Origin of the sequence: Paenibacillus xylanexedens, from assembly GCF_001908275.1 — a bacterium.
Lineage (GTDB): Bacteria > Bacillota > Bacilli > Paenibacillales > Paenibacillaceae > Paenibacillus > Paenibacillus xylanexedens_A.
The window spans coordinates 330,045-356,254 of record NZ_CP018620.1; the positions used below are offsets into that span (position 1 = coordinate 330,045).

Annotated in this window: 22 protein-coding genes; 4 read left to right on the forward strand and 18 right to left on the reverse strand. The window is 50.0% G+C overall.

Features of this window, described 5'->3' with window-relative positions; genetic code table 11:
* The first annotated feature begins 1 nt into the window (after position 1).
* Entirely contained in the window at positions 2-1,543 is a 1,542-nt protein-coding gene (locus BS614_RS32035; RefSeq protein WP_244898247.1) for a glycosyltransferase family 4 protein, read from the forward strand.
* The gene (locus BS614_RS01305; protein ID WP_074092674.1) at positions 1,540-2,211 is read left to right on the forward strand and encodes a class I SAM-dependent methyltransferase; all 672 of its coding nucleotides are present in this window, start codon (positions 1,540-1,542) and stop codon (positions 2,209-2,211) included. Before BS614_RS32035 ends, BS614_RS01305 begins: the two co-directional genes overlap by 4 nt.
* Before the next feature lie 382 nt (positions 2,212-2,593).
* Here the strand turns inward: BS614_RS01305 and BS614_RS01310 are convergent, their stop codons facing one another.
* The 5 genes from BS614_RS01310 to BS614_RS01330 form a co-directional block, all read right to left on the reverse strand.
* Positions 2,594-4,621, reverse strand: coding sequence for a glycosyltransferase family 2 protein (locus tag BS614_RS01310; protein ID WP_167544360.1), 2,028 nt, complete (start codon positions 4,619-4,621; stop codon positions 2,594-2,596).
* Positions 4,622-4,729: 108 nt separating this feature from the next.
* Positions 4,730-6,700 carry a glycosyltransferase gene (locus BS614_RS01315; RefSeq protein WP_167544361.1) on the reverse strand — a complete coding sequence of 657 codons (1,971 nt, stop codon included), beginning with the start codon at positions 6,698-6,700 and terminating at the stop codon, positions 4,730-4,732.
* Entirely contained in the window at positions 6,657-8,939 is a 2,283-nt protein-coding gene (locus BS614_RS01320) for a glycosyltransferase (RefSeq protein WP_167544362.1), read from the reverse strand. The genes BS614_RS01315 and BS614_RS01320 overlap by 44 nt, the downstream gene beginning before the upstream one ends.
* Positions 8,940-9,016: 77 nt before the next feature.
* Positions 9,017-10,423: a DUF6385 domain-containing protein gene (locus tag BS614_RS31040; RefSeq protein WP_244898248.1), complete on the reverse strand. Its 1,407-nt coding sequence runs from the start codon at positions 10,421-10,423 to the stop codon at positions 9,017-9,019.
* A gap of 46 nt (positions 10,424-10,469) precedes the next feature.
* Positions 10,470-10,967, reverse strand: coding sequence for a DUF6385 domain-containing protein (locus BS614_RS01330; RefSeq protein ID WP_074092678.1), 498 nt, complete (start codon positions 10,965-10,967; stop codon positions 10,470-10,472).
* Between the two features lie 198 nt (positions 10,968-11,165).
* On the opposite strand from BS614_RS01330, the gene BS614_RS01335 reads away from it, so the two are divergent.
* Both BS614_RS01335 and BS614_RS01340 read left to right on the forward strand, forming a co-directional pair.
* Positions 11,166-11,699, forward strand: coding sequence for a hypothetical protein (locus tag BS614_RS01335; RefSeq protein WP_074092679.1), 534 nt, complete (start codon positions 11,166-11,168; stop codon positions 11,697-11,699).
* A 30-nt stretch (positions 11,700-11,729) separates the two neighbouring features.
* Complete coding sequence (locus tag BS614_RS01340; RefSeq protein ID WP_074092680.1) at positions 11,730-12,308, forward strand: hypothetical protein; 579 nt, start codon at positions 11,730-11,732, stop codon at positions 12,306-12,308.
* 118 nt (positions 12,309-12,426) lie between these two features.
* Here BS614_RS01340 and BS614_RS01345 read toward each other — a convergent pair whose 3' ends face one another.
* The 13 genes from BS614_RS01345 to BS614_RS01405 form a co-directional block, all read right to left on the reverse strand.
* Positions 12,427-13,773, reverse strand: a complete 1,347-nt coding sequence (locus BS614_RS01345) for an MFS transporter (protein WP_084174357.1) — start codon at positions 13,771-13,773, stop codon at positions 12,427-12,429.
* Between the two features lie 69 nt (positions 13,774-13,842).
* The gene (locus BS614_RS01350; RefSeq protein WP_074092681.1) at positions 13,843-15,021 is read right to left on the reverse strand and encodes a winged helix-turn-helix domain-containing protein; all 1,179 of its coding nucleotides are present in this window, start codon (positions 15,019-15,021) and stop codon (positions 13,843-13,845) included.
* 192 nt (positions 15,022-15,213) lie between these two features.
* Complete coding sequence (locus BS614_RS01355; protein ID WP_074092682.1) at positions 15,214-16,008, reverse strand: ABC transporter ATP-binding protein; 795 nt, start codon at positions 16,006-16,008, stop codon at positions 15,214-15,216.
* 2 nt (positions 16,009-16,010) lie between these two features.
* A complete protein-coding gene (locus BS614_RS01360; protein WP_051154091.1) occupies positions 16,011-16,871 on the reverse strand; it encodes an ABC transporter permease in 861 nt (286 codons plus the stop codon).
* Positions 16,872-17,064: 193 nt separating this feature from the next.
* On the reverse strand, positions 17,065-18,114 hold the full coding sequence (locus tag BS614_RS01365) for an ABC transporter substrate-binding protein (protein ID WP_074092683.1): 1,050 nt from the start codon (positions 18,112-18,114) through the stop codon (positions 17,065-17,067).
* A 322-nt stretch (positions 18,115-18,436) separates the two neighbouring features.
* Positions 18,437-18,745: an Rpn family recombination-promoting nuclease/putative transposase gene (locus tag BS614_RS01370; protein WP_084174358.1), complete on the reverse strand. Its 309-nt coding sequence runs from the start codon at positions 18,743-18,745 to the stop codon at positions 18,437-18,439.
* Between the two features lie 158 nt (positions 18,746-18,903).
* Positions 18,904-19,551, reverse strand: a complete 648-nt coding sequence (locus BS614_RS01375) for a helix-turn-helix transcriptional regulator (RefSeq protein WP_084174359.1) — start codon at positions 19,549-19,551, stop codon at positions 18,904-18,906.
* Between the two features lie 12 nt (positions 19,552-19,563).
* Positions 19,564-20,451, reverse strand: a complete 888-nt coding sequence (trhO, locus tag BS614_RS01380; protein ID WP_074092685.1) for an oxygen-dependent tRNA uridine(34) hydroxylase TrhO — start codon at positions 20,449-20,451, stop codon at positions 19,564-19,566.
* 239 nt (positions 20,452-20,690) lie between these two features.
* Positions 20,691-21,797 carry a TolB-like translocation protein gene (locus BS614_RS01385; protein ID WP_074092686.1) on the reverse strand — a complete coding sequence of 369 codons (1,107 nt, stop codon included), beginning with the start codon at positions 21,795-21,797 and terminating at the stop codon, positions 20,691-20,693.
* Positions 21,798-21,857: 60 nt separating this feature from the next.
* Positions 21,858-23,372 (reverse strand): sensor histidine kinase, encoded by a 1,515-nt coding sequence (locus tag BS614_RS01390; RefSeq protein WP_074092687.1) that lies wholly within the window; start codon positions 23,370-23,372, stop codon positions 21,858-21,860.
* Complete coding sequence (locus BS614_RS01395; RefSeq protein WP_036671592.1) at positions 23,369-24,079, reverse strand: response regulator transcription factor; 711 nt, start codon at positions 24,077-24,079, stop codon at positions 23,369-23,371. Before BS614_RS01395 ends, BS614_RS01390 begins: the two co-directional genes overlap by 4 nt.
* Positions 24,080-24,292: 213 nt before the next feature.
* Positions 24,293-25,132: an Rpn family recombination-promoting nuclease/putative transposase gene (locus tag BS614_RS01400; RefSeq protein ID WP_036671594.1), complete on the reverse strand. Its 840-nt coding sequence runs from the start codon at positions 25,130-25,132 to the stop codon at positions 24,293-24,295.
* A gap of 85 nt (positions 25,133-25,217) precedes the next feature.
* Positions 25,218-26,114 carry a helix-turn-helix transcriptional regulator gene (locus BS614_RS01405; RefSeq protein WP_084174360.1) on the reverse strand — a complete coding sequence of 299 codons (897 nt, stop codon included), beginning with the start codon at positions 26,112-26,114 and terminating at the stop codon, positions 25,218-25,220.
* Between the last annotated feature and the right edge of the window lie 96 nt (positions 26,115-26,210).

A 26,210-nucleotide genomic window follows, 5' to 3' on the forward strand; every position in this document is an offset into this window, starting at 1 on the left:
GATGGGCGTGGTGAGTATTCTGACGCATAGTTTCACCGACGGGTACAACCGGGAATTCAGTCGTGTATTTGGTGGTGGACTGGAGCGATATATTCTGGATCTGTGCAGTGTCATCCGAGGACTCGGGCATATTCCCGAGGTTCATCAGCTCTCTTATTTTGAAGAATTCCAGACTCGGACGGAGCAGATTGACGTATTTGGTTATTCGTACGACATGGATAATGTACCGGAAGCCTTTGACCGGATGGCAGCCGCAGCGCGCGGCCCAGTGATCTATGCCAGCTGTCTGTGGCAACCCATCACCTACAAACCCGGCAGTCTTGGCATCTGTCACGGCATTAACTGGGATCGTCCCGGACTGCCACTGGAGACAAAACAACAAGTAGCAGAACACATTCAGCTGGCTCTGGATGGACTTGTGCGCATCGTGTCTGTGGATTCACATTTCCAGACCTTTTGCCGGTCTGCGTGCACCTATACCGATCCAAGGCAGGTTGTCCTGATTCCCAATGCAGTGGATACGTCCTATTTCACACCTGCCCCACCAACGCGAACCTTCGAGCAAGAACAGGAAGACGAATGGCTTGTCGCATGGAAGAATGATCTGGCGAGTCATGAAGAAAATGTTGGAGCAGTTATATCAGGGGTGCAAGCTGTAGAAGGCAAGGCTGTAACAAGTGGTGCTGGAGCTAGCAGTGGTAAGGCTAACAGAGATGGAGGTGGGGATACAGATAGCGGTCAAGAACGAGAGGGGAAAGGAACGGTAGAACTCCATTTACAGTTATCGAAACTGGAAGAAGTCGAGGCAGATGGCGAATCGTATACGGTTGCTCGTAACCACCGGAATTCAAAGGATTGGGCTACGGAGATTCAAGTAGAAGCAGATGCTGAGTATCAGATTAATGGTCCGATTCAGGGACAGGTTGAAAAGAAAACGGTGGATGCCCGGATGACCTCTCCCCGCCCAATTCGCATTATCTATCCACGCCGCATCAGCATGGAACGGGGTATTATTCCAATGATGCTGGCGGCAGATAAACTACTTGGAGCCTTTCCGGATCTGGAGGTTGAATTTGCCGGGGAACTGGTCGAAGGCAGCACAGTCGGGAGAGTCTTTCGTTACTGGCACCGTACTCATCCACATGCGGAGCGAATTAACCAGCGCACGTATGATTTCCGGGATATTCGGGAGGCCTACCATCAGGCAGATATCGCCGTAATTCCAACCGTGTTCTCGGAAGGCACCTCCTATGCCTGTCTGGAAGCAATGAGCTGTGGACTTCCGGTGATTGCCTCCAATGTTGGCGGATTGAATGATCTGATTCAGGATGGTTTTAACGGGCTATTGGTACCTCCTGGTGAGCAGGAACTAACCGCTGCACTGGTGCGTCTTGTACAGGATCGGGCCGAGCGAGAACGACTGGGAATCTATGCGCGAGAGACTGCACTGTCGTATGATCTTGCCAGGTGGCGGAGCCGGTGGAGCACGGTGTTGGAATCTTTTTTGGCAGAGACAGGATTAAAGGAGGGAATTCGGGGATGATGGATACGCCCAAGGCAACGGAATTCATGGAATCAAGATACATTCGGCAAAGTGACCCTAAAACGGACACATTGGTCTTCCCGCTGCATCCGGCATGGTGGAGCCGTCCTTACGAATATGAATGGGCCCGGCGATTTGCACGTCCAGATGATGTGGTCCTTGATGCAGCCTGCGGCATCTCCCATCCATTCAAATTCTGGCTTGCAGAACACTGCCGCGAGGTTCACGCTTGTGACTGGGATGAACGTATTTTGTCTGAAGAGGCGATAAGACTGGATATCGTTTCTGATTTTGGCGAGCAAGCCGCCCAGGATCTGCCGGAATCAACTCTCGTCCGATTGCACCGTGCACAGGCTAATCTGGCACAGCTTCCGTACGAGTCGGGTAAGTTTGATCGGGTGTTCTGTATCTCTGTACTGGAGCATCTGGATACAGGCACGATGCTGCGGGCGTTTCGGGAATTCGCTCGGGTGCTGAAACCTAACGGACAGTTAATCGCTACCTTCGATGTACCCGAGATGCGGCCTGATCTGCTGGAGACAATCATGGCTGTCACCGGATTAACCATTGAAGATAAGCTGAATGTGGTAGAGCCGGACGATGCCATCTGGTCTGATATGTACGGCACGCCGATCCGCTGTTTTCGAGCGGTGATATGCAAAGGTTGAGACAAATTGGGTTGCGTTGAGCTAAGTGCAAAGTGGAAAATTGAGGGCTTAAGGGCTCGACCCATTAGCAACGGAACAATACACGGTTCGGGAATGCTCCGATTACCGGTAGCTCCGTTGCTTTTGCAATTTCAATGGGATGGGCTATTGCGGGAATATGTGGGGACATACATGGGTTGGGGACTAGAGACTAGAAATCAGAGATTAGGGATTAAAGATTAAAGATTAAAGATTAAAGATCAAAGATCAAAGATCAAAGATCAAAGATCAAAGATCAAAGATCAAAGATCAAAGATCAAAGATCAAAGATCAAAGATCAAAGATCAAAGATCAAAGATCAAAGATCAAAGATCAAAGATCAAAGATCAAAGATCAAAGGAAATTATAGGTGTACCAGTAACATGTTGCACTGGTTGGTGTACTCTTTGGCATAGGCTGCGCCGGGTGCTGTTAGGCGCAGCAGGGTGTGCAGGCCCGGCGGGATTGTCGTCGCCGGGCGACCTGTGGCGGCAGGTTGCCGCACAGTGAGTTGGGCCGATTCGGCCCATTCACGCGCCAGGTTCTGCCGCCCGGCGAGCAGCGCGAGCGTGCCCGCGAGGAGCGCGTGAGCGGTACGCTCCGGGGCGGGCACTTCGTCCGCGTGGGGCTGCTGCGCGCCGTCAGGCGTGCCGCATAGCGCAAGCAGCCCTTCGCGGACGCTCGCGGGTGCGCGCAGCAGCCCGCAGCGTGCCGCAGGCGGAAGCGCTGCAAGCAACGCCAGCGCGCCGCGGGGCGGCAGGGCTTGCAGCAGGCGTAGCCATGCGGCCCAGGCGCCTACGCCGGCGAGCGCTTGCGCAGCGGCGAGCACGTCGCCTGGCGCAGGCGTGGCCGGGCCGCTGGGCGTTGCGCCGCGGGGCGGGCTGCCGGACGCTGCGCCGCTGCTACACGCCATGGCGCTGCTCCCGGCCATCGCCCCGCGCAGCAGCAGCGCCTCAGCGGCGTGGGCCGCTGCGGGCAGCGTTGCCTGCTGGCGAGCCGCCGCTCGGGCGTTGCGCCTGCCGGGCTGCTTGTGGCCCAGCGCCCACAGCGCGAGCGCCGCCTCTGGCCCGTGCTGCGCATGCGCAGCCCAGGGCTGCAAAGCCGCCCGAGCCGAGGCGTCCTCGCCCAGCTGGGCCAGCGCAAGCCCGGCGGCCAGCGGCTGTGCCCGCAGCGGGGCAGCAAGCGCCGCCGCATGGCGCAGCAGCCACTCCGGCCGATGCGCAGCCAGCGCGGCCGAGATCAACGCTTGCCATGCCGCAGGCGGCAAGCTTACCCGAGCGGCGGCGCTGGCGATGGCATGCGGCCGCCCTGTCGCTGCGGCCAGCAACAACAGCCGCTGCCATGCTGCCATGCTGCCGGGTTGCATGCCCAGCGCCGCTATGTACGCGGCTTCTGCCTCTGCCCAACGGCCAGCCCGCTCATATGCCATGCCTTCCAGCGTCAGGCTGCGATAGGTCCCAGCACCAGAGACTGATGTATACCTGCTGGCTGTAGAAGCAGCTGATTTAGCCTGTTTTAACCAGTCCAAGGCCACATCCTCTCTCCCTTGATCCAGTTCAAGTACAGCACCAAGTTCCAACAAATCCGGAAAATCCTCATACACGGGCGCCCATGCTTCCACCACAGCAAGCGCCCTCTCCGGGCTGCCACTCTCTCGCCATGCGTAAGCCGTTTTCAGCACCAGATCCGAGTGATATCCGCACTCCGGTGTAAGCTGTGCCAATAATGGCTGCAACAATCGGAGTGCTTCATCATACTTCGCTTGCTGAAACCATTCTGCGGCCAGAGCATATAACAACTCCGGTTGATCTCCCTCCTGATTCAACGCGAAACGAATCAACTGCATGTTCCGTGCGCCTTTATTTTTGGCGGTAATCACCTGCTCCAGATATCCGTAATGAATGACTTCAAGTCCAGAATGAAGCACACCTTGCGGAGCCAGTGCCATGATAGATGAAGCAATCTCTTCATGAATTCTGCCCTGAAAGGCAATTCGGGGATCATTTCGGAACAAACGACACACCGCATCTGTCACACGCTCTTCACCAGACATACCCAACAGACTCGTGACCTGTATCCAGTACCCCCATACGTTGTCCTTGCTTGCCGCTAACAACTGCACGAGTTCAGTCTTCATCTGAGGGGTCTGTACCCATACCTCATCCGCATCAAGCACCAGAATCCACGGTTTCGTAGCAGCGGCCAGTGACAGATTACGGGCTTCACTGAAATCTCCGTTCCATTCCGTACGAATTACAACGGCACCATGGAGACGCGCAATTTCAGTTGTATCATCTACCGAACCTGTGTCCAAAACGATGATCTCATCCACAACATCCTTGACTGCATTCAAGCACCGCTGGAGTGACACCGCTTCATCCTTCACGATCATACACAAGCTAATCCCTATGCCCATATTCATCACCACCCCTCACCAAAGGAGTTCAGACTCATCAATTAGCCCGCTGAATTAAGTTGAACTCCCGCTACCTGATCCCTCTCAGCTCTCAAACCCGTCCGCTCCCGGCAACTCCAGCCGAATATGCTGAACGACAGGCCAACAACGGTGCCGCTGTCCATCTGCATGCTGAGCGAACACCTCCAGATGATGGTCCGCAGCACTGACCAATCCTTTCACCAGCCAGCTTGTTCCCGTCAGGGTATCCGAAGCCCCAGGGAACGACTCCATGTCACCGGCCTTCCCGTTTTCCTTTTTCCCTTCCATCGCTTTCTCCTTCTCTCCCACTCGAACGCTCTGTTCCACCGATAACCCTTCTCCAGCCAATTGCTGTCGACACATCTGAATCAGGCTATGCAGCTCTTTCCATCTCCCTGACTGTACACATCCTTCCATCATCAGTCCAAGCTCCTGCCAGCCATCATACTCTGTTCCTGCAACCGTTCCGTCTATGCTGGAGCCCATGTCCTTCTTCGTTGTTGCTCTCAGACCCACCGTTCGCCCTGTCTGCACATTCACTTCCTCATTCGTTACTGCTCCTAGCTGCGAACTACGCTTCAACCACAACGTCAGTGGATCATCTCCGTTGACTTCCTTGCCCTCGATCCACTCCAACCGTTCGAGCCATCGGGCAGACGAGATCGCAAGCAGCCCTTTTTTCCGCCTCACAGGTTCCAGTTTCAGACGCGCCTTGTTCCATCTTCCCTGTTGAATTTGGAGCATCGCTTCAGCAACCGATAAGCGCTCTCTCATCTCTGCGGAAGGTTGTGAGGATATACCCGATAACAATTGCAGAGCGGCATCATAACAACGGGATTGCTCCAGAATGCCCAATACTTTGTGTGTAGCCTCTTCCGATCCGAGCGCAAAACGCTCCACCACCAGCTCTGGAATCTGATGTTCCTGCCCGGAGACTCGCATAATTCGGAATATCCGATAGAGCGGCGGTAGCAGACTGGATTTGGCGCGCACCGCTTCCACGTAAGCATCCACCGCACCCTCCAGATCGGCCTTTCCTTCCAGCAATCGGCCTAACGTATACCACGTCTGATAGGTGCCGATGCCTTCTTCTGTATGATATATGGGTGGAGGTGGCCCCATGCGAACCGCTTCACGCAGCGATAATTCTGCCCGATCTGCATCCCCCAATGCGTCTGCACAGACTCCGCGATGATGCATCAGATCTGTGTACTCTGGAAATAGTTCAAGCGCAGCATCGATTCGATCCAATGCCTCCTGCCAGCGATTCAAGTGCTGTAGACAACGAACTTCATATTTGAACAGCAAATGTGCGTAACTGGTCACTGCTGGATCGATCCCCATCCGAGCCACACCAAACGTCTCCAAAGCCTGCTCCGCTTCCCCCACACGCAGATACTCGACACCCAGATTATAGTGATGGAACGGCTGATCCGGCTCTTCCTCCACTGCCTGTTGCAGCAGGCGAACATTACGGTTTACCTTATCTTTGCGCTCCACAATCGCCGTCTGATACCCATAATGATGGATGACCATGTCCGTCACATGAAAAGCAGCCTCTGGATTCCTACGGCAAATCGCCGCCGCAATCTGCTCATGAATTCGACCTTCGAACCGATACTCCGAGGCATTACGGAAGAGACGCAAAACTGGATTCACGGTAACTCCCTGCTGACCCGTACCTGTATAGTTATGAATGTTTAAAAACAATCCGTCACATCCGCTGACCGCCGTCCAGCTCCTGAGCTGCTCACGCGCAGCCCTATCGAGCGCCTCGTCCGCATCAAGAAAGAGAATCCAGTCGCCGGAAGCCCGCTCCAGGCCAGCATTCCGTGCTGCGGCAAAATCTTCGCACCACTCAAATGCCACAACCACCGCTCCATATTGCTTCGCAATCTCCGCGCTGCGGTCCGACGAACCGGTGTCCACTACAATCATTTCGTCCACCGCTCCCTGGACACTGGCAAGACAATGAGGCAGCAACTCTTCCTCATCCTTCACTATCATGCATAGAGAAATTCGTTCCGCTCGCAAGCTGATTCCTCCTTTCCTTCGCTTGGAAAAGCGTACGCCATGGGATGCCTTCGGTCGTTCGCAGCCTTTGTTCCAGTGCAGTATATTGTGCAGAGAGTACACCTGAAGACGAAGAACGAACCATTTCCTGCTGGATGGCCTCCATTGCCAACCGCATGTAACATACAGCAGCTCCAGCTCGGGCCTGCCGCATATTAGGCTCCCGCTCCAGAGCTTGCTCGAACAGAGACAGCGCTTGATCATTGTGGCCTTTGGTATACAGCGTTTCACCCAGCCAGAATAACCCTTCAGCATCCAACTCACTCTCGGTCATGCACTGAATCAGGATGTTCGCGGCTACCATGGTATACCCCTGACGATACAGCAGACTTGCAAACTCCCGTCGTAAAGTTACAGCCGTTCCCCAATGATCACACATCATCATTGCCCGCAACTCATGCAGTTGCTCAGCAAGTGTAAGCTGTCCTGTCTTTACGGCTTGCTGCACAACCTTCTCTGCTACCATCTCTGCCTGCGGACCCCATTGCATAAGCTTTTGTTCTTGTGAAGCAGGTTTCATGCTTCGCGGCTCTTTCGATAGCTGATTCAGCAGTCGATCCATGACCTTCCAAACGTTCTTTTCTTGTGGAAGCGTAGTTGCGAGGAACGCCTCGGATAATCGTAATCCGTTGGTCCAACAAGCCAGTGCCCAATCCATTCTGTGCTCAGCCGGCAGATTGACTTCATTTACACACCCTGCGCTCCAGTGTTCTTCTGCCAGTTGCAGCGCTTCGGAAACCCTATTCGCACATAACATCCAATGTATTCGATCCGCTACATGGATACGAGCGGTACGCACATCAGTATCCAGCATTTTCAATGCCTGTTCATATGCCCCACAGCCTGCTAGAACATAAATCACCTTCACCAGATGGTCCTCATTTGTCACTGCATATGAATGGAGCATTTCACCACGAATCGAATTACCGTGACCCGATTCCTCGAATCCTCGGCATCTGGCGAGCAATGTTTCTGCTATGTTCTCATCGGTTTCACCGGATTGTTGCAGCACATCTGCCAACCCTGCCCATGCCGGAGCATATGTGAACATGCTGTCCAGAGCCAGCCCGTACAGATGTGCAGACTCATTCAGGAATCCCCGTTTCTGTGCAAGTTCTGCCATGGCGGTATAAGCTCTGTAACTGTCAGAACCGGCTTCCATTACATATGACGCGTCTAAAGCGCTACCGCCATCACTGTGTCCAACACGGTCTATTCCCTCCCGGCAGTTCGTTGCTCGGGCATACGATTGATATGCACACTCCTCCAAACCTTGCTGCTCCAACGTCTCCCCATACAACAGATGCAGATCAGCATAGGATGGATAACGCTGTCTTTCCACAGCCAGAATTGCATGCGCCTCGTCGTAATGTTCCGATCCTACAAGGGTCTTTGCATAATCTCTAACCAGTGTAGAACGATATGGCGCGAGCGACTCTGCCAGGCGCAATGATTCACGGAACGCTTCAATTGCCTTTTCGACCTGACCAAGCTGGCAATACGTTACTCCCAGATTGTACAGGTGAAAAGGCTGTGCAGGCTCATCTGCGAGTTCCCGCTCAATCAGTTTCAAATTACGTCTTGGCTTATGCTCTTGCGCAATCGTTGAAGCCAGATATCCATCATGAATTAGACATAGTGGAGCAAGCGGTTCAGTCTCGATCAATTGGCTTTGTTCTCCTGTACAGGTCTCGCTCTTATCCATATCACCAGCCACTTCTTGGACAAGCTCGCTTGGGCCACTACGAACCAATTGCTCATGAATACGCCCCTTGTATCGATATCCTTGATGAGCACGGAATAGTCTCACCGGCCGGGAGATTACCCTCTCTTCCACCCCTTCACCGTATCGATTCTCTATGGTAATACGTAATCTTGAAATGCTTTTATGGACTTTGGGCAAATAATTTAGCAGTTCATCCAGCCCCTGCGTGACGTATTCATCGGCATCCAGACACAGGACCCATTCCGTGCCTGCTAGAGGCAGACTGATATTTCGTGCATGGGCAAAGTCATCTTCCCAACAGGCGTGCAAGACCGTTGCTCCGTACGTTCTGGCGATCTCGGGTGTACGGTCAGATGAGCCAGTATCGGTGATAAAACATTCCGTGCTGATATGCTTCAAGCTGTCGAGACAGCGGGGCAGGTGATGTTCTTCATTTTGCACAATCATATGAATTCCAAGTAAACGGTTCTTCAATGCAACCACCTCCAATACAAAAAAGTACATGAAGTCCACCAAAGGAACTCCATGTACCTATATGACAAATAAATGGGTTATGTGCCTTGTCCATTGAAGAACACATCAATCGTGCTAGGTGCGCCGATTAGGCTGGAGCGGTAGGAAAGACGCGTATATTTGAGAAAACGCTGCGGAACCAATACATCGACTGACCCGGACAAAATGCCCGTTACTGTCGTCACATCCGTGTACCAGTTTGTTCCGTTGGCGCTGATCTCAACAAGAGCATCTACCCGGTTCACACCCGGCCCCCGGTTATATACAAAGAAAGAATACGTGCCAAATACACTGGTCGTAACCGCTGGAAGTGCTGTGAAGGTGTTGGCGGTCGGAGTGCTTATGAGTTGAGACTCCTGAAAACTCTTCTGTGAAATGGACGTCACACTGCTAAGTGTCCCCGCTGTAATTGTGGCTCCGAGCACACTGGTAATCGTTCCGTTCAACAAGTTTGTCAGTGTTCCTGCGGTGATCGTTGCCCCGAGTACACTCGTAATCGTACCATTCAGCAGGTTCGTCAATGTACCAGCAGTTACGGTTGCGCCAAGTACGTTTGTAATGGTTCCGTTCAATAAGTTCGTCAGTGTTCCGGCGGTAATTGTTGCTCCCAATACACTCGTGATCGTACCATTCAGCAAGTTCGTCAACGTACCCGCTGTTACCGTTGCACCGAGTACACTGGTAATGGTTCCGTTCAACAGGTTCGTCAGTGTTCCTGCTGTTATTGTCGCTCCGAGTATACCTGTGATGGTACCCGCTGTAATCGTGGCCCCGAGCACACTGGTGATCGTCCCGGCGGTAATCGTCGCTCCCAATACACTTGTGATCGTACCATTCAGCAAGTTCGTTAATGTTCCCGCTGTCACCGTGGCCCCGAGCACACTTGTGATGGTTCCAGCTGTAATGGTCGCTCCCAATACACTGGTAATCGTACCATTCAGCAAGTTCGTCAGTGTTCCCGCTGTCACCGTAGCTCCGAGTACACTGGTGATCGTTCCGGCTGTGATCGTCGCCCCAAGTACACTTGTGATCGTACCATTCAGTAAGTTCGTCAGTGTTCCTGCGGTCACCGTGGCTCCGAGTACACTGGTAATCGTTCCGGCCGTGATCGTTGCTCCCAATACACTTGTGATCGTACCATTTAGCAAGTTCGTTAATGTACCCGCTGTAACTGTGGCTCCAAGCACACTGTTGATCGTACCTGCCGTGATGGTCGCTCCAAGTACACTTGTGATGGTTCCGTTCAGAATGTTGGTAATGGTTCCGGCGTTAATTGTAACGGTAGTCAGACCTGAGATGTTACTGATGGTTCCGTCCAAAATAATGCCAACCACATTCCCGCTTGTATCCGTTCTGACAGGATGGGCTGTGCCTGTACTATCCTGGCCAAAAATCAACGTTCTCAGATTATCCGGATTCGTATTAAACGTTGTAAAGTTAGGCATGTGCCTCGTCCTCCTCCCTGGTCAAATCTGTGAGATCATAACTCCCTTACGGCATACGCTGTGCCTGAAAGTAAACATCGAGCCGGGTCGGTTGATCCGGTTCAACGGATCGAATTGCAAGCCGGGTATAGTGCAAAAATCGCAATGGTACCAGCGCTTTGGTCTGGCCTCCCGCGACCACCTCCTGGCTGTCCACAGCATAATCCACGGCATTTGGGCTGATCTGAATCTGTACAAGAGCCGGATGTTTTCCCCGATTCACAACGCCATAGGTATACATGCTGAGTGATGAGGTGTCTTGTGCCGGGAGTAAATCCATGCTGCTACTGGTTTCGGCTCCGACATACGTATGCTCTGTAAAACAATGAATAGCACCAGGGAGTTTCGTGCGTGAGGAAGCACCCTGCTTGAACCGGGGACGAGTAATCCGGGAACAAGGGGGTTTCAGCAATTTAGCGCGGCAGGAATGACGGGAGCGGCGGCGACTGACATATTTAGTTGGTTGCTTCGTTCTCTTCTTGCTTCGCTTCGCTGTTCGACTCATCTCGATTTCCCCTTAAAAAATGTGCTTACGCATCGTATGCCCGGTTTGTATATGCGGGCACGGCAACCGCCTTTATTTCCAGATATACGGCTCAGTCCCCAATCCATTTTGCTTCTTTTTACATACACTGCAAGTACAATGAAATGCGAATCAACCGGAGTATTGCTCAATTGAACTGGTCTATGGGAGGTGGATGAGATGACCAACTATAATGTATTCAACCAGTCTAATGGGCCCCTGTTCACTCAACTGACCAACACCTATGCAGCCCCGGGTATTGAGGCTTCGGTAAATACCGGTGCGGCTGCGGCAGGCAGTTTTTTTGCCCTGACGACAAATAATATATCGATTCCTTCCAGCCAAAACCTTCTTCTTCAAATCCTGAATGCGACTGGAAGTGGCAGAACAGTACGTATTGCCAGCCTTTCGGGAGGTACAACTGCTGCAGCTACACTGGTCGTTTATTCCGGCGGCACTGTGACCGTAGGAACTACACCTGTACCCGTCAATACGTTGCTTGGCAACGCCAACACCAGCATCGTGACCACCAGGCAAAATACCGGCACTCTTGGGGGTACGTTCACAAGCTTGCTCAGCATACCTCTTACTGCGGGAATGTATTCTTTGGATTTAAACGGTTCCATTGTTGTTCCGCCGGGACAATCACTATCCATTAGTTTAGGAACAGGGAGTCAGACTGCGGCCATTAATCTCTTCTGGTGGGAATTCTGAGTTTGATCCTGATAAAAGGAGGTGCATACTGTGCCGAACAATAATGTATTTAATCCATTAAATCTGCCCGTCTATACGTCCAACACCAACACGTATATTTCTCCCGGCATTGTTGCACCTCCGGAGAATAATGCTGGCAGTACAGGCAATCTGTACAATGCAGGTTCCACCAACTCCACAACACTGGGGTTACTGGGAGGAACAGTTATCGCCACTGTACAACTGGCTAATCCAGCAGGTAGTGGGAAAACCCTACACGTATCACGGCTCTCTGGCGGAATCACGGTTGCACTGAATCTGTTGTCATCCTTCAGCGGTTCCATGAGTCTGACCGCAAATGGAACGCTAAGTTCTCCCAGTACACTAACATCGGTGAACAGCAATCTTTCCAGCAGCAATACCAGCGTAGCCATCGTACGATTCTCTGCTGCGCCTTCAGGAGCGACCCCATTGATGGCTATGCCCCTTCAAGCAGGGCCGTTTCTGTCCAATGAATTTGGCCGTTATGTGATTCCTCCGGGTCAAGCCATTAACCTCTCTGTCAGCGGATCACTTTCGGTTGGTGGACTGATGGCCTCCACTGCTTATTTTGCTTGGTGGGAAGTGTGATCGCTCAACGATGTATAACAAATGCAAAGTGCAAACAACCGCCTTCGCATGAATATCGGAAGCGGCTGTTCGCTTTATAGTAGATGCAATGATGATAAAAAATGTCCGGACAAGGCTGTCAGGCCGATTCCTGCGGAATAGTCTCTTTTGCATCAGATATGAGAGGCTGCTTCCCTTCCCACAAGATACGCTGTAGAAGAATGCCGGCAAGACCAATTACCAGCGTAGCGAGACCGATATATTGAAAGGTGGGGCTCGGCCCCGCAACTCGAATGAGCGCTCCACCTGCAAGTGGAGCTACAACCAGTACAACACTGGATAACGAGTTTTGAATGCCAAAGACGCGCCCTACATAGGCAGAAGGGGTCTCTTTTTGCAACAAATAATTCAGTGTTACCATAAAGAGTCCATTGCCCAGCCCAATGCACAGGCCCCAGACAATGACCCAAATTTCAGGTGTTTGTGGGCCGATCCACCCCAGCGCAGCGATTCCGGCACCCACGAACAGATATCCTCCACCCAGTCCCCACCCATACCCAATTCTCGGCAAGCGATTTAACAACAAAATGATGACGACTGCCCCTGCTCCTGCCGATGAACCCAACCAGCCGAGCAGTGATTCGTTACCTGGCTTGATCTCCCGAAACAGGGTCGTAAACTGATAATCAATCATAAGAATGGCCATGAGTCCAAAACAGCCGTACAAAATCGTACTCAGCACGGTGCGACTGCTACGTATAAAACGCCAGCCTTGCTTCCACTGGGAGAACAAAGATTCCGATCTATCCTTTCCACTAGCAGCACTTCCGTCTGATTCAACCGATTCCGACTTCTCCACCAAACGCCGCAAGGGCCATAATACCGCACCCGACAACAGGCGGGTACAGGCATTAATGACAATACAGATTTGAGGTGAAAAGATGGCCAAAATGACTGCACCCAGAAGTGGTCCCGCCACTTTAGAACACTGGCTCACAAAACCGTTTAGGGACGATGCCTGAAACAGATGCTCCTCTGCCACCACCTGGCGGGTTAACGCCTGCTGAGCTGGAACGTGAAAAACTCCAATCATGGCCCGCAGGGCAAGAAGTGGAAGCAACCATATCGGGCTGGTTGCGAATAAAATAGCAACGGTTAATCCCACGGTGATTACATCACACAGGATCATGATTTTCACTTTGTGAAGTCGATCAGCCAGAGCACCTGCAAAGGAGCCCAGCAGTATGCCTGGGACAGCCATACATACAGGAATCAGTGCAATGATCAGTGGATCGGCGCCCCAACGGTAGGCCACCATCACCTGGATGGCAAGTGCATCGAACCAGTCTCCAAACGTAGCCAGCGAGTATGCGATAAACATGCGCACAAACCGGAGGTTGGTCCATAAGCTTTTGGAAGATTCCGCAGATGAGGCGGGTGATTCGGTAGATTCATTGGATGTGGGTTCATTTGAAATGACGGTCATACATGTACTTCCTCCCTTGATTACAGCCGTTAGCGGTCTGTATGTTCCTTGGCTGTAATCATAAAGGAGTTATATCAGAGGAAGATCAGAGGATGGGGAGATAGGAGATAAAAATTTACGTATTTCATCTACAATGGGTTGTCCATATGTGGGAACACCGTAACTTTTGCCGATTTCTGAGTACACTTGACGATACTTACTCCGAATTCTGCCTTCAATTCGATGTTGAGCCATGAACTGGAGAATCTGAAAGGCAGCATTCAGATATAGCGGTGCGTTCAGCGACATCTTTAATACGTCCAGCCCATCATCCATTCTAAGTTCCGCTTCACGAACTCGTCCTTGCCGAAGTAACCATAACCCCTCCATCACCTGAAAACGTCCGATCTCCCGCAGATATGGGGCATCCTTCAATCCTGACCGCAGGACTGCCATCTGAGCCTCAACAGCTTCGCCGCTGCCTCCCCACAGTTCCACATACAACGCGGCAAGTGCTACAGGAAGTCTGAAATTCTTCAGCTCGTCAGTCTCTATTACACGGTACGTTTCCTCAAGCTGCTCTTTGGCACGTTGATATTGGCCCACCTCTACATAGACTTCAACGATGTTCAGAATGCGGAGTTCGCGAAGCTGATCGGCAGATAATGCAGCTGAATTCAGCGCCTGTTCATACAACTGAATACTATCCGCTGGCTCGATCAGGGGGTGCACGAAAATCAGTAGCCAATATAGTCGCTCCTCAAAAGCAATTTCTTTGGTTGTAATCAGCCACTCCAGATCTCCCTGTATAAAGTGAATATACAACTGGTAATACGGGACAATCTGAATGCCAAGCGCTTCCTGCTGTTGAACCAGGGTCTGTATGGCATTTCCCTGCCCAAACAAGTGATATTTACGAAGTAATCCGTGAATGACTTCCTGCATTTCTGGGTCCTGAGCAGAAGGGCTAGCGGGTAGAGCGGACTTGTTCTCCTGCACAGCAAGCCGGTATCCATAACCCCGTACCGTATCCAGACTGATCTCATCCCAGCGTTTCAATTTCTTGCGCAGGCGATAGATATGATCGTCCACGGTGCGTTCAACCGGATATTCCAGCGGCCATACCCGATCGAGCAGTTGACTGCGGGTGAAGGCTTTTTCCTTGTTTTCATACAGAAAATGCAGCAGTGCAAATTCCTTGGCGAGTAGACGAATGGATTCCGTTCGCCGCGTTACCGTATATGTCCCTTCATCCAATTGCAAAGACATGCCTGGTTCCTCCTACTATGTATAATTCGCTGATCCGAAATCGTATAGATTCATTCCATTTTTTCATCGTCTTCAACATACCATAAAAACCCTTTGCGAGAACGCAAAAGGTTTTTATCGTCTAACTTATAGATGGCTTAGATTGTGGATTACGGTACGTATATCTGTTCTTCCAACAAGTGTTCCCTTGTCTTAACCCAGCACGACACGATCATCTGCCATCTTTTTGCCACTAATACGTTCGAATTCACCAAGCAACTCAGGCACAGTCAACGTACGTTTACGCTCTTCGCTGACATCCAGAATAATTCGGCCTTTGTCCATCATGATCAGACGGTTACCCAGACGAATGGCCTGTTCCATATTGTGCGTCACCATCAATGTAGTCAGTCTCATCTCACGCACAAGTGTCTCCGTTAGTTCCGTGATCAGTTCGGCACGTGATGGGTCAAGGGCTGCCGTATGCTCATCCAATAGCAGAATCTGCGGCTGGGTAAAGGTCGCCATCAACAGGCTGAGTGCCTGCCGCTCCCCGCCAGACAAGAGACCCACTTTTGCATTCGGACGCTTCTCCAGTCCAATTCCCAGCTTCTCCAGTTGCGTGTTGAAAATCTCTCGTCTGGCACGGGTAACTCCGAAGCCCAGTCCGCGTCCTTTACCACGTTTGTATGCCATCGCCATATTTTCTTCAATGGACATATGTGGTGCTGTTCCTGCCATCGGGTCCTGAAACACCCGGCCAATCCAGCTGCTGCGTTTATGCTCCGGCAGATTTTTAATGGAGCGGTCATTGATCAGTACATCACCCATATCCGGCTTCATCACACCCGAGATGATGTTCATCAGCGTGGATTTACCCGCTCCGTTACTGCCAATCACCGTCACAAAATTTCCCGGATTCATCGTCAGATTCACGCCAACCAGCGCGGTCTTCTCATCCGTTGTACCTGGGTTGAACAGCTTGGTTACTTGCGTAATCTCCAGCATGATCACATACCTCCCTTCGCCTGATGACCCCCGGATCGCATCAACTCTTCTGTTCGTTTGCGAGCCAGACTTCGCTGCTTCATGGAGCGCTGCATCGTTGGGAATACAAGGGCAATAATGACGATCACCGCGGTGATCAACTTCAGATCAGATGTATCAAACCATTCGACCTGTAGGGCAAGTGCAACCACAATCCGGTAAATAATCGAACCAACGATCGCTGCAAGTGTAGCCCAGAATACCGTTCTTGCTCCAAGAATGGCCTCACCGATAATGACGGAAGCCAGTCCGATAACGATCATACCGATGCCCATCGTGATGTCCGCAAAACCTGATTGCTGTGCAATGAACGCACCAGACAGTGCAACCAATCCATTGGATAAGCTGACACCTACAATGGTAGTCACATCCGTATTTGCCCCAAAGCTGCGAATCATGCGTTTGTTATCACCTGTCGCGCGGAGTGCCAGTCCAACATCTGTTTTCATGAACAGATCAAGCATGATTTTAAACACCAGCACGACGATGATAATTAACACCATGACATGCTCACCTGAGAATGGATTATCCATACCCATAATGGATTTATTCGGTGCGCCAAGAATACGCATATTAATGGAGTAAAGCGCGATCATCATCAAAATCCCGGATAACAATCCGTTGATTTTGCCTTTGGTATGAAGCAGACCTGTACAAGCCCCGGCCACCATGCCGCCAGCCATTGCCGCCAAACAGGCGAGCCAAGGAGAGAAGTCATTGGAGATCATAACCGCCGCGATTGCGCCTCCTGTTGTAAAACTTCCGTCTACGGTAAGGTCAGGAAAATCGAGTATGCGGAACGTAATGTATACACCCAGTGCCATCAGTGCATATAAAAGCCCCAGCTCGATTGCTCCTTCAATTGAATTCCAGCTTATACTCACGCTACTTCCTCCCTGTCTATCGAAAAGAATGAGGCGAACCCGTTGCACGTTCGCCTCGCATCCATACTGCCGGATTACACTTCGGTCAGATTATTGAATCAATCTCATAACTCATTAAATTTATGAATTGATTCTATTGAATAATGTTGTTTTCCTGGTCTTTTACTTCGGCTTTCATCTCATCCGTAACCGTGATGCCTTGGGCTTCAGCTGCTTTCAGGTTCAGGATCAGATCCAGTTTGTCCGGAACGGTAACTTTCATATCACCAGGATTCGTGCCATTTTTCAGAATATCTGCAGCCATCTCACCCACCTGATATCCATGGTCATAATATTTGAAGCCAACCGTTGCGAAAGCTCCTTTTTCAACGGTATCCCGATCACTGGAGAAGAACGGAATTTTATTACTGTTTGCCGTTTGGATGATCGTATCCACCGCACTCACGACAGAATTATCAAGTGTAATGTAGAAGGCGTCTACTTTGCCAACCAGAGAATCCGTTGCCTGTTTTACTTCAGATGTATTCGTAACTGGTGCTTTCACCAGCTTGATATTATGTGTTGCCAGCGCTTTTTCTGCGTTATCTGCCATAACCACGGCATTTGGTTCACCTTCGTTAATGACCAAGCCCACCGTTTTCACATCCGGCAGATTTTTAGCGATAAAGTCAGCCAATTGTACAATAGCCTCCGGATTCGTATCGGATGCACCTGTAACATTGCCGCCCGGCTTATCCATATCGGTCACCAGTTTGGCACCCAGTGGGTCTGTCACTGCTGCAAACAACAATGGCTTGTCCTTCACTTGTTGAGCCAGAGCCAGCGCAGATGGTGTTGCGATTCCGAGTACGAGATCATTTTTGGAATCACCCGAGATTTTCTGTGCAATGGACAAGTTGTTCGTCGAATCACCTTGCGCGTTATTGTAATCAATTTTGAGGTTCTTGTTCTCTTCAATGCCTGCTTCCTTCAGGGCTGCGATGAAACCTTCGCGTGTAGCATCCAGGGATGGATGTTCAACAATTTGGGAGATGGCAATCTGGTATGATTTTTCCTCGCTGCCTCCACCTGTTGTAGTCCCCGATCCTTCGGATTCCGAGCCTGTACCGCTGTTATTTCCGCAACCTGCTGCAACGATCATTGAAGCAACCATCATCAGTGACATCCAAAATTTCTTTTTCATGTGTGAGAACCCCTCTCCATCTTATAAAATGTAGTCACCCTTATCGAGATTCCATTGGCACGATAGGGCGGGACAAAACAAACGCTTCAACGCATTGTTGCTTTGATCGACAAAAGCAGACAAATATAGACTTTTCTCATGCGACTGAAGTCCATGACCCGTGTTGGTGTTTTATTGTTCCCCTAATATTAAGGGGCGTCCCGATATCCGTCAATGGTTGAACCGCTTCCAATTTACTTTCATCGTATGGTTGTGATAGAAAACATTACATAACGAAAAAAAAGCAACCCACAAGTTATGCGAGTTGCCTAGTATATATAGCTTATTTTTCTTGCTGGATTGCTTTCACTTCAGCAGAGGTTAGTCCCGTCGCTTTGACAATGGTCTCTCGATCAAGACCTAAATTGAGCATATTCATTGCGATTTTCCGCTTGCTCTCAGCTTCACCTTCTTTGATTCCTTCCTCGATACCTTTCTTGAGACCCTCTTCTCGTGCGCCTTCCATCATGGATACTTGATCCCGTAAAAACTTTTGACGTGCTTCATATTGTTGGCGGAACTCTTCATCCTCGCTCAGTTCCTTCAATAGATTCATGGCCTTTTTCAAAGCCGGTTCGGGTTCGTGCATCATTAACGCCTCCCATCTAATATTGAGTTATGTATAAAACATCTGGATGTTATTTTAAATTATATCACGCATCTCATTATAAATATAACGTGTTTACGTCATTTTTATTCAAAAAAAGAGACTATTCCGACGAATCGAAACAATCTCTTTGTATAAACCAGTTAATTTCCCGACGCTTCGCGAATCTCATACTTGCACCTTTTGCCGCCATCGGCGTAACATTCGGTACGCTCCACCTCAGCTTGAAGTAGCGAGCGAAACAGTTCCAGTTCACAGCGGCAAGCCTGCTTGTAGACACTCGCAACTTGTACAATCGGGCAGTTCATTTCCGTAATAACGTAGGTTCCATCTTCTTCTCTGGACGCATCCGCCATATATCCGTTGGCATTCTGGATTCGGGCGAGTTCCTCCACCCGTCCGGCCAGATCCTGGCCCTCCATCTGTGGCAATCCGCTACGAAGCAGTTTGTCCCGGCGACTCTCGAACAATGCATCCACCACACCGCTACCGGCAGAGTCAGACAATTCTTCAAGAAGTTCCAGCGTAAGGGAGGAATAGGATTTTGGAAAAAAGCTGTCCCCGCGTACCGTCAATTGGTACACCGAGGACGGACGTCCGGCCGTAGCCCGGGCCTCCCGAACCTCGATCCAGCCGTCCTGCTCCAGTGCCGTCAGATGACGGCGAATGGCCATGCCGGTCAGACCCAGATCAGCTGTCATTTCCCTCGCGGTCAATGTACCTTGCTGCTTCAGCATGAACAAAATCCGTTCACGCGTCGTTCGTTCCTCTTCGCGCTTCACGATCAGCACCTGCTCTCCTGCTTATGCGTGTACCGGTGCTGCCTCCCGGCAGGCATCCGAGCAAAAGCGGTTATGCGTCTCTTCGCAATCCTCACAGCTTACGTGCTGCAGGTTGCAGGTTGGACAATTAATATATCGGTCATGTGTCGTTCCACAGTGATAACAGCTGGCAATGACAATATCCTCGTCTGTCCGGTTAATCGGCACAGAGATTCGCTCATCAAACACGTAACACTTGCCATCAAACAGATGGCCTTGTACTTCAGGATCTTTACCGTACGTGACAATACCGCCGTCCAATTGAGCCACGTCCTGGAATCCTTCATTGATCATGAACCCGGTCAGCTTCTCGCAGCGAATACCGCCAGTGCAGTAGGTAATAATCGTTTTGTCCTTCATGTCACCCAGGTTCTCGCGGATCCACTCCGGAAACTCACGGAACGACTCAACATCTGGACGAATAGCCCCGCGGAAGTGACCAATTTCGTATTCATAATCATTGCGACCATCGATAACGATAACGTCATCACGTTGCAGATGTTCATGGAACTCTTTCGGCGAAAGGCGTTTGCCGCTAGTCACATTTGGGTCAAGTTCATCTTCCACACGGAAGGTTACCAGCTCTGCTTTGTGACGAACAAAGATTTTTTTGAACGCATGCTCCTCGACATCATCAATCTTGAACACCATGTCGCTGAACAGCGGATTAGCCAGCATATCTTTCATGTACTGTTCCGTCTGTTCTGGCGTTCCGGATACCGTACCGTTAATGCCTTCGGATGCGATCAGAATACGGCCTTTCACACCCAGGTCCTTACAGTATTGCAGATGCTCTTGTGTAAACGTCTCAGGGTCTTCAATCTTCACGAACTTATAATATAAAAGCACGCGGTACGCGCTGTTACACATGTATATCACCTGTTCCTATTCCATGTTGTTATTAGCCGGATCATCCGGCAAGACGACTACGTTGCACCCTTACTTGTAAAAAGAAAAGAAACAGCCGCCCGAAACTTCGTCTCGAACTGCTGCCTGACATTCGACTTTTATTCCTGCATTCTAGTTTATCGGAAGCGGAACAGCTTAGTCAATATAAATGTATAGAAAGGCATGAAAGATATGGAACATATCTTTCTGCACCATTCACCCTATTCCGAGATCGTAATGACCGAGGTTACAAAGTGATACGATTCATTCTCCAATACCGCCTGCGATAACAGGATTTTATTGCCTTTCGGGCTCCAGGCGAGTGGGTCAGAAGCGTTGTCCATATCGACCGAGATCTGGAACTGTTCTGCCGACTCCGTGTTGGAGACAAATAGCCCTTTCTCATTATCATTCTCAGAATTGATGGTGTATGCAATCTTGGAATCATCACCCGACCAGCTTGTGCCGAAAACCTGTGTACCTCTGGCGAGAGTGGCCTTCTCATTGCCTTCCAGATCGGTGAGCACCAGCGCCCGTTTGGTATCCGCTGTTCTTTTCACAATCGCAAGCCTTGTTCCATCATTAGAAGGGATGACCCACTCCACACTTTTCAGCACCTGTTTCACGTCACCCGTCTTCGCATCGTATGCATTCAACTGGCCATCTTCGCCCGTAATATAATAGAGCATATTGCCTGACACCTTGATACTCCGTACATTGAAATTACCTGTTTCCACCAGTATCTTTGTTGTACCGTCCACACTTGCCGAGATCAGATCACCCTTCATATTGGGAAAAACGACATGTTCATTATCCAGCCATGCGCCTTCTTGGATAAATCCATCCTCCTTGCCAGCAGGGGTTGTCTCCCCGTTATGCAGGTTCAGGAAGTAGCCTTTGCCCGTATTTTCCTCCGGCTCGCGGTAGAACAGGTACTGACCATCCGGTGATACCAGCGGTGCACCCAGACTGGCTTCACTTTCTTTGAGCGGCGTGTCTGTGCCTTTCGTCAGATCATACATATATAAGTTATGCGGGTATCTTTCCTGGCCTTCAACCGTGACGGGTTTCAAGGACTTGTTCTCTTTGTCGGATACAATCCAATCATCACTAAGCCATGCAATTCCGCGCATATTCGGCAATTTATCAATCTTCTCCAGCTTGAAGTTCTGGTACACGGACGTGTTGGTATTATCTTTTACCGTAATATCCGTGCCCGTTTTCCCGCCTTGTGCGTTGCCCCCCGGCTCCGTTGTTCCCCCGCATGCTGCTGTCGTTAACAGGGCAATAGCCCCGAACGTGCCCAAAGCTGCTTGTTTCCACTTCATGATGGTCCCCCCTGGTTTCTCTTGCTATAGACCAAGCATACACATCGCATACTTCCAAAGTTATTCAGACTTGTTTCGAACTTGTAAACTTGCATCAGACAAAGGAAATACGAGTTGGAATGTCACACCTTCCCTATCCTCTGAATCGCCCGGATTGCTTAGTAACAAGGTGATTGTACCGCCCTGTTTTTCAACAAACTGCTTCACGAGAGATAGCCCCAGTCCGGTTCCGCCGGTTTTTCTGGCTCTGTCTTTGTTCACGGTGTAAAAGGGTTCAAAAATCTTCTCCCGCGCCTCTGCCGGAATCGGCGTACCCGAGTTATAGATGCGAATGATCGCTTGACGCTCCTGCATCCGCAGTTCACTCTTCACCCGGATCACACCATCCGGAACGTTATATTTGATGGCATTATCCAGCATGTTGATGAAAATATGCATAAGACTCTCCCGATCGCTGCGGATCACCGCCGGTTCAAGATCCAGTTCCATGTTCAGCCCAAATTTCTCGGCTTTCCCCCGCATCCGGCCACAGGCATCCTCCAGCAGAGCGCTGACCTCTACATCTTCGGCCTGGTTCTCGAAGTCATACTTCTCCAGAGCAGATAAATGTAAGACTTTCTCGACCATCTCGTACAGCCGCTCCGTTTCTTTGCCAATGTTACTCGTGGCATCATCAAGCAGTTGCGGATCATCCTTATACATGTCGAGCAGCTCCACATAAGCTTTGATCGATGTCAGTGGTGTCTTGAATTCATGGCTGATGTTACCGATATATTGTTTCTGCTGCTGTTCCAGCGCCTGAAGTTTCTCAATCGCCAGTTGCAGCTTCTGCTGCTCCGCATGCATGGCTGTGATATTTTGCTGAATGGATGTACTCATATAATAAATGCCCTGCCCCAGCTCCCCCAACTCATCCTTGCGCTTTAAAGGAGACTCCGTAATGTAATTCCCTTCGCGAATGGAATCTGCGGACCTCTTCAGTCGGGTAATCGCAACGGCAAACCGATTGTAGAACAGATAACCTAATATGAAGCTCAACGCAACAACGGTAATTCCTGCCCATGTGAACAGTTGAAGGATGCGAGTATAGAATTCATGGTAGCTTTGGACCGGATATTGCATCCATACAGCACCCATCTGTCCATCCGGACCGTCCAGTGGTGCGGCGTAGAGCAAGGTATCCCCTTGTTCATGATAGGCAATTTTATTTTGCAGTGCATAGTTGAGCGTATCCTGAACAATCGCACTCTCCCCAGAGCTGATCGATGAGCCAACCTGCTGGCCCTTCATATCATAGAGAGCAATTGGCAATCCGGTAGAGTTGGCCAGTTCCTGTGCAAGCCTGCGGCCGTTTTGTTGTAAAAAAACGTCCTGTTCGAGATGAACGGACTCCGTATAATAGGACTGTCGCACATTCAGATTCACCAGCCGTGTCTGCTGTGATAAAATACCTTCAATCTGTGACTGCTGATTGCGTTCAATACCGCGCAGAACCAGTGTACTAAGCACAACCACGGTAAGGATAAGCAATGCTGCCAGAAAAACACTGAACTTCAGCTTGATGCTGACTCTCATATGGCCCCGCCTGTTTCAGGTGCAGATGCTTTGTAACCAATCCCGTATACGGTCTGCAATTTCTGCTGATCCGTATCTCCGATTTTTTTGCGCAAACGCTGAATATGAATGTCCACGGTCCGTGTGCCACCTGCATATTCCATACCCCACACCCGATCCAGCAGATCGTCTCGTGTGTACACACGCTCGGGATTGGACATGAGAATGGTCAGCAGGTCGAACTCTTTTGGTGTCAGATCCAGTTTCTCCTCATTCACGGTCACCGTGCGGTGAGCAACATGAATACGCAGTGTGCCATTCACGATGGCCTGATTCTTCGAATCGTCAGGTGGTGGACTGCTTTTCTCGACACGGCGCATCAATGCTTTTACCCTTGCGAGCAGTTCGCGGATCTCGAACGGTTTGGTCATGTAATCATCGGCACCCATTTCCAGGCCAACGATTTTGTCCACGATATCATTTTTGACAGTCAGCAAAATAATGCCGATATCCTCGCGGTCCTCCAGCCTGCGGCATACACCGTATCCATCAAGCCTGGGCATCATCACGTCCAGAATCATGACCTGCGGGTGAAACGATGCGACCTTAACCAAGGCCTCTTCGCCGTCACTCGCAGTATCTACTTCATATCCTTCGCGCCGCAGCGCGTAAGCAATGGCACTGACGATGCTTGATTCGTCATCTACCACGAGCACTTTTTTATTCATAGGGTTCATCCTCTTTATCTATGTCATGAGTTGGTTTATGGGTCTATGTTAGCAAGGTCCGTGCGAATTAGCTATGGATGAGTTTACAATTTGTATGAGAAGCTTGTATCCTCTCAGCTTGGACTTGGCTCTACTTTCTTTATACCCCAATGACGACAAAAAGAGCCAACCCGTGATTGGATCAGCCCTTAATCTATAGATTCCCGTTTCATGTTACTGTTTAGGCAATAACTTCTTAATTTCATCTTCAGAGAGTCCAGATGCTTTAACTATAGCTGAGAGATCTACGCCAAGTGTGAGTAACTCACGAGCCATTTCTCTCTTGCCTTCAGCCGCTCCTTCAGCTCGTGCGCCTTCAATCATTGATTTTTCGTCACTCAATGCTTTCATTCGAGCATCGTAGGCCATTCTGGTGGACGCATCCTGACTCAGAAATTCCAGCGTATCCATCGCCTTTTTCAACATCGGTTCATTCATGGCCAGCACCTCCCAGTTTGATGTATCTATTCCTTTAAGGAATAATAACCAATTTACGAGTCCGCCTTTTTCCATCGGAACAGAATACTCATCCAATTTGGTTAGTTCCATCACATGTATTTCGATATCATCCGTCAAACCAATACCTGTATGATCTTCTCGTAAATGAAAAACATTGTGATATCGCTCATTATCCAGACAGGAGTAGTTGAGTATATTAATAGTCACGCATTTTTTGAGTAGACTATAGTTTTCACCCTTTTTTATCTGATGAAAGTACATCTCACTCCAATAAAACAACGTCCTTTTCTCCATGTTATACGGGTTAAACAGCTGCATTTCAATGTTAATTAGTTTGCCTTCTAACGTCTTTGCTTTAATATCCAGAATGGATTGTTTATCCTCTGGACTATCCTTATCTGTATACGTGTTAACCACAGTGATCTCCGTAAGAGGAGATTCGCCGGTCTCTATAAACGTGCTGTTCAGAAAAGCTAACAAAACATCTTTGTTTTGCTCACTTCCAAAAATGCGTTTGAACACAAAATCTACTCGTGGATCGAGTAATTCCGTCACTCAGCATCAGCTCCATTCTCACCAGCATTATATCATAATTCCCATATAGCCTCAGCTTGATAATGGATCTGCACTTAAATTGCATTTACTCCTCAAATGACAGATTCAGCGGCTCGTCCGACATCTCGTACTCTGTCTCCATATGTGTCAGTGGTGTGTTCAGATCAACCTCCTCGAAGCGGAAGCTGTCGACCCACACTTTTCCTTTACCGTTCAAAATAACCCCAAACGAAATGACCGCACTGCCCTCCGGTACCTCAAGCACAATACTATACTGATTCCATGGCTGCGTACCCGTAATTGGCCGATCATGCATGTTATCAAATTGAAGTACATCATGGGCGTTATTATCCACACGCATCCATAATCCGCAGAACGCATCCACATGCTCGGTCTTCACGAATCCCGATAACTTCATCCGCTTACCCACATACTTGTCCGCTCTGAACTGTTGCATCATTGTTGCGAACTCGTTAGGCTCCATCGGCGTAACGGCCTTCAAATATCCTGATGCTTTTCCCTGATGCACTTCGGCCGGATCAATGCCCATCTCATAATTCTGCGGATGACTTCCGGTTAACATCCAACCTGTAATTGTTGACGTCTGATTCATCTGTAATTCTCCTCCTCTGGTTCTTCCTTCGAATAATTTCAGATCAAATAATTTGCGAAAACGTCCTGGTGGCATGCCATATAATTTGCGGAATGCGCGGGTGAAGGCTTCCTGACTCTCAAAGCCACACGCCAGAGCGATGTCCAAAATGCCCGCATCCGTCGATCGGAGGGTCGTGGACGCCAGACTCATCCGACGGTTTCGGATATAATCCACCACGGTCATGCCCACCTCATTACGGAAAATTCGATGGTAGTGATATGGCGACAACAACGCCTCGGATGCTACTTCTTCCAGCCCAATCTGCTCATGCAGATGAGTCTCAATATAAAACAAACTTTGCTGAATCATTGCACGGTAACGGCTCAACTGAGGTAAAGCCCCCTTCCATATCCTTACTATACGTGAATGGTGTAACCGCCGTTTTGATCATTTTTGCTATCTTTATTTCTGCTTACCTCTGCC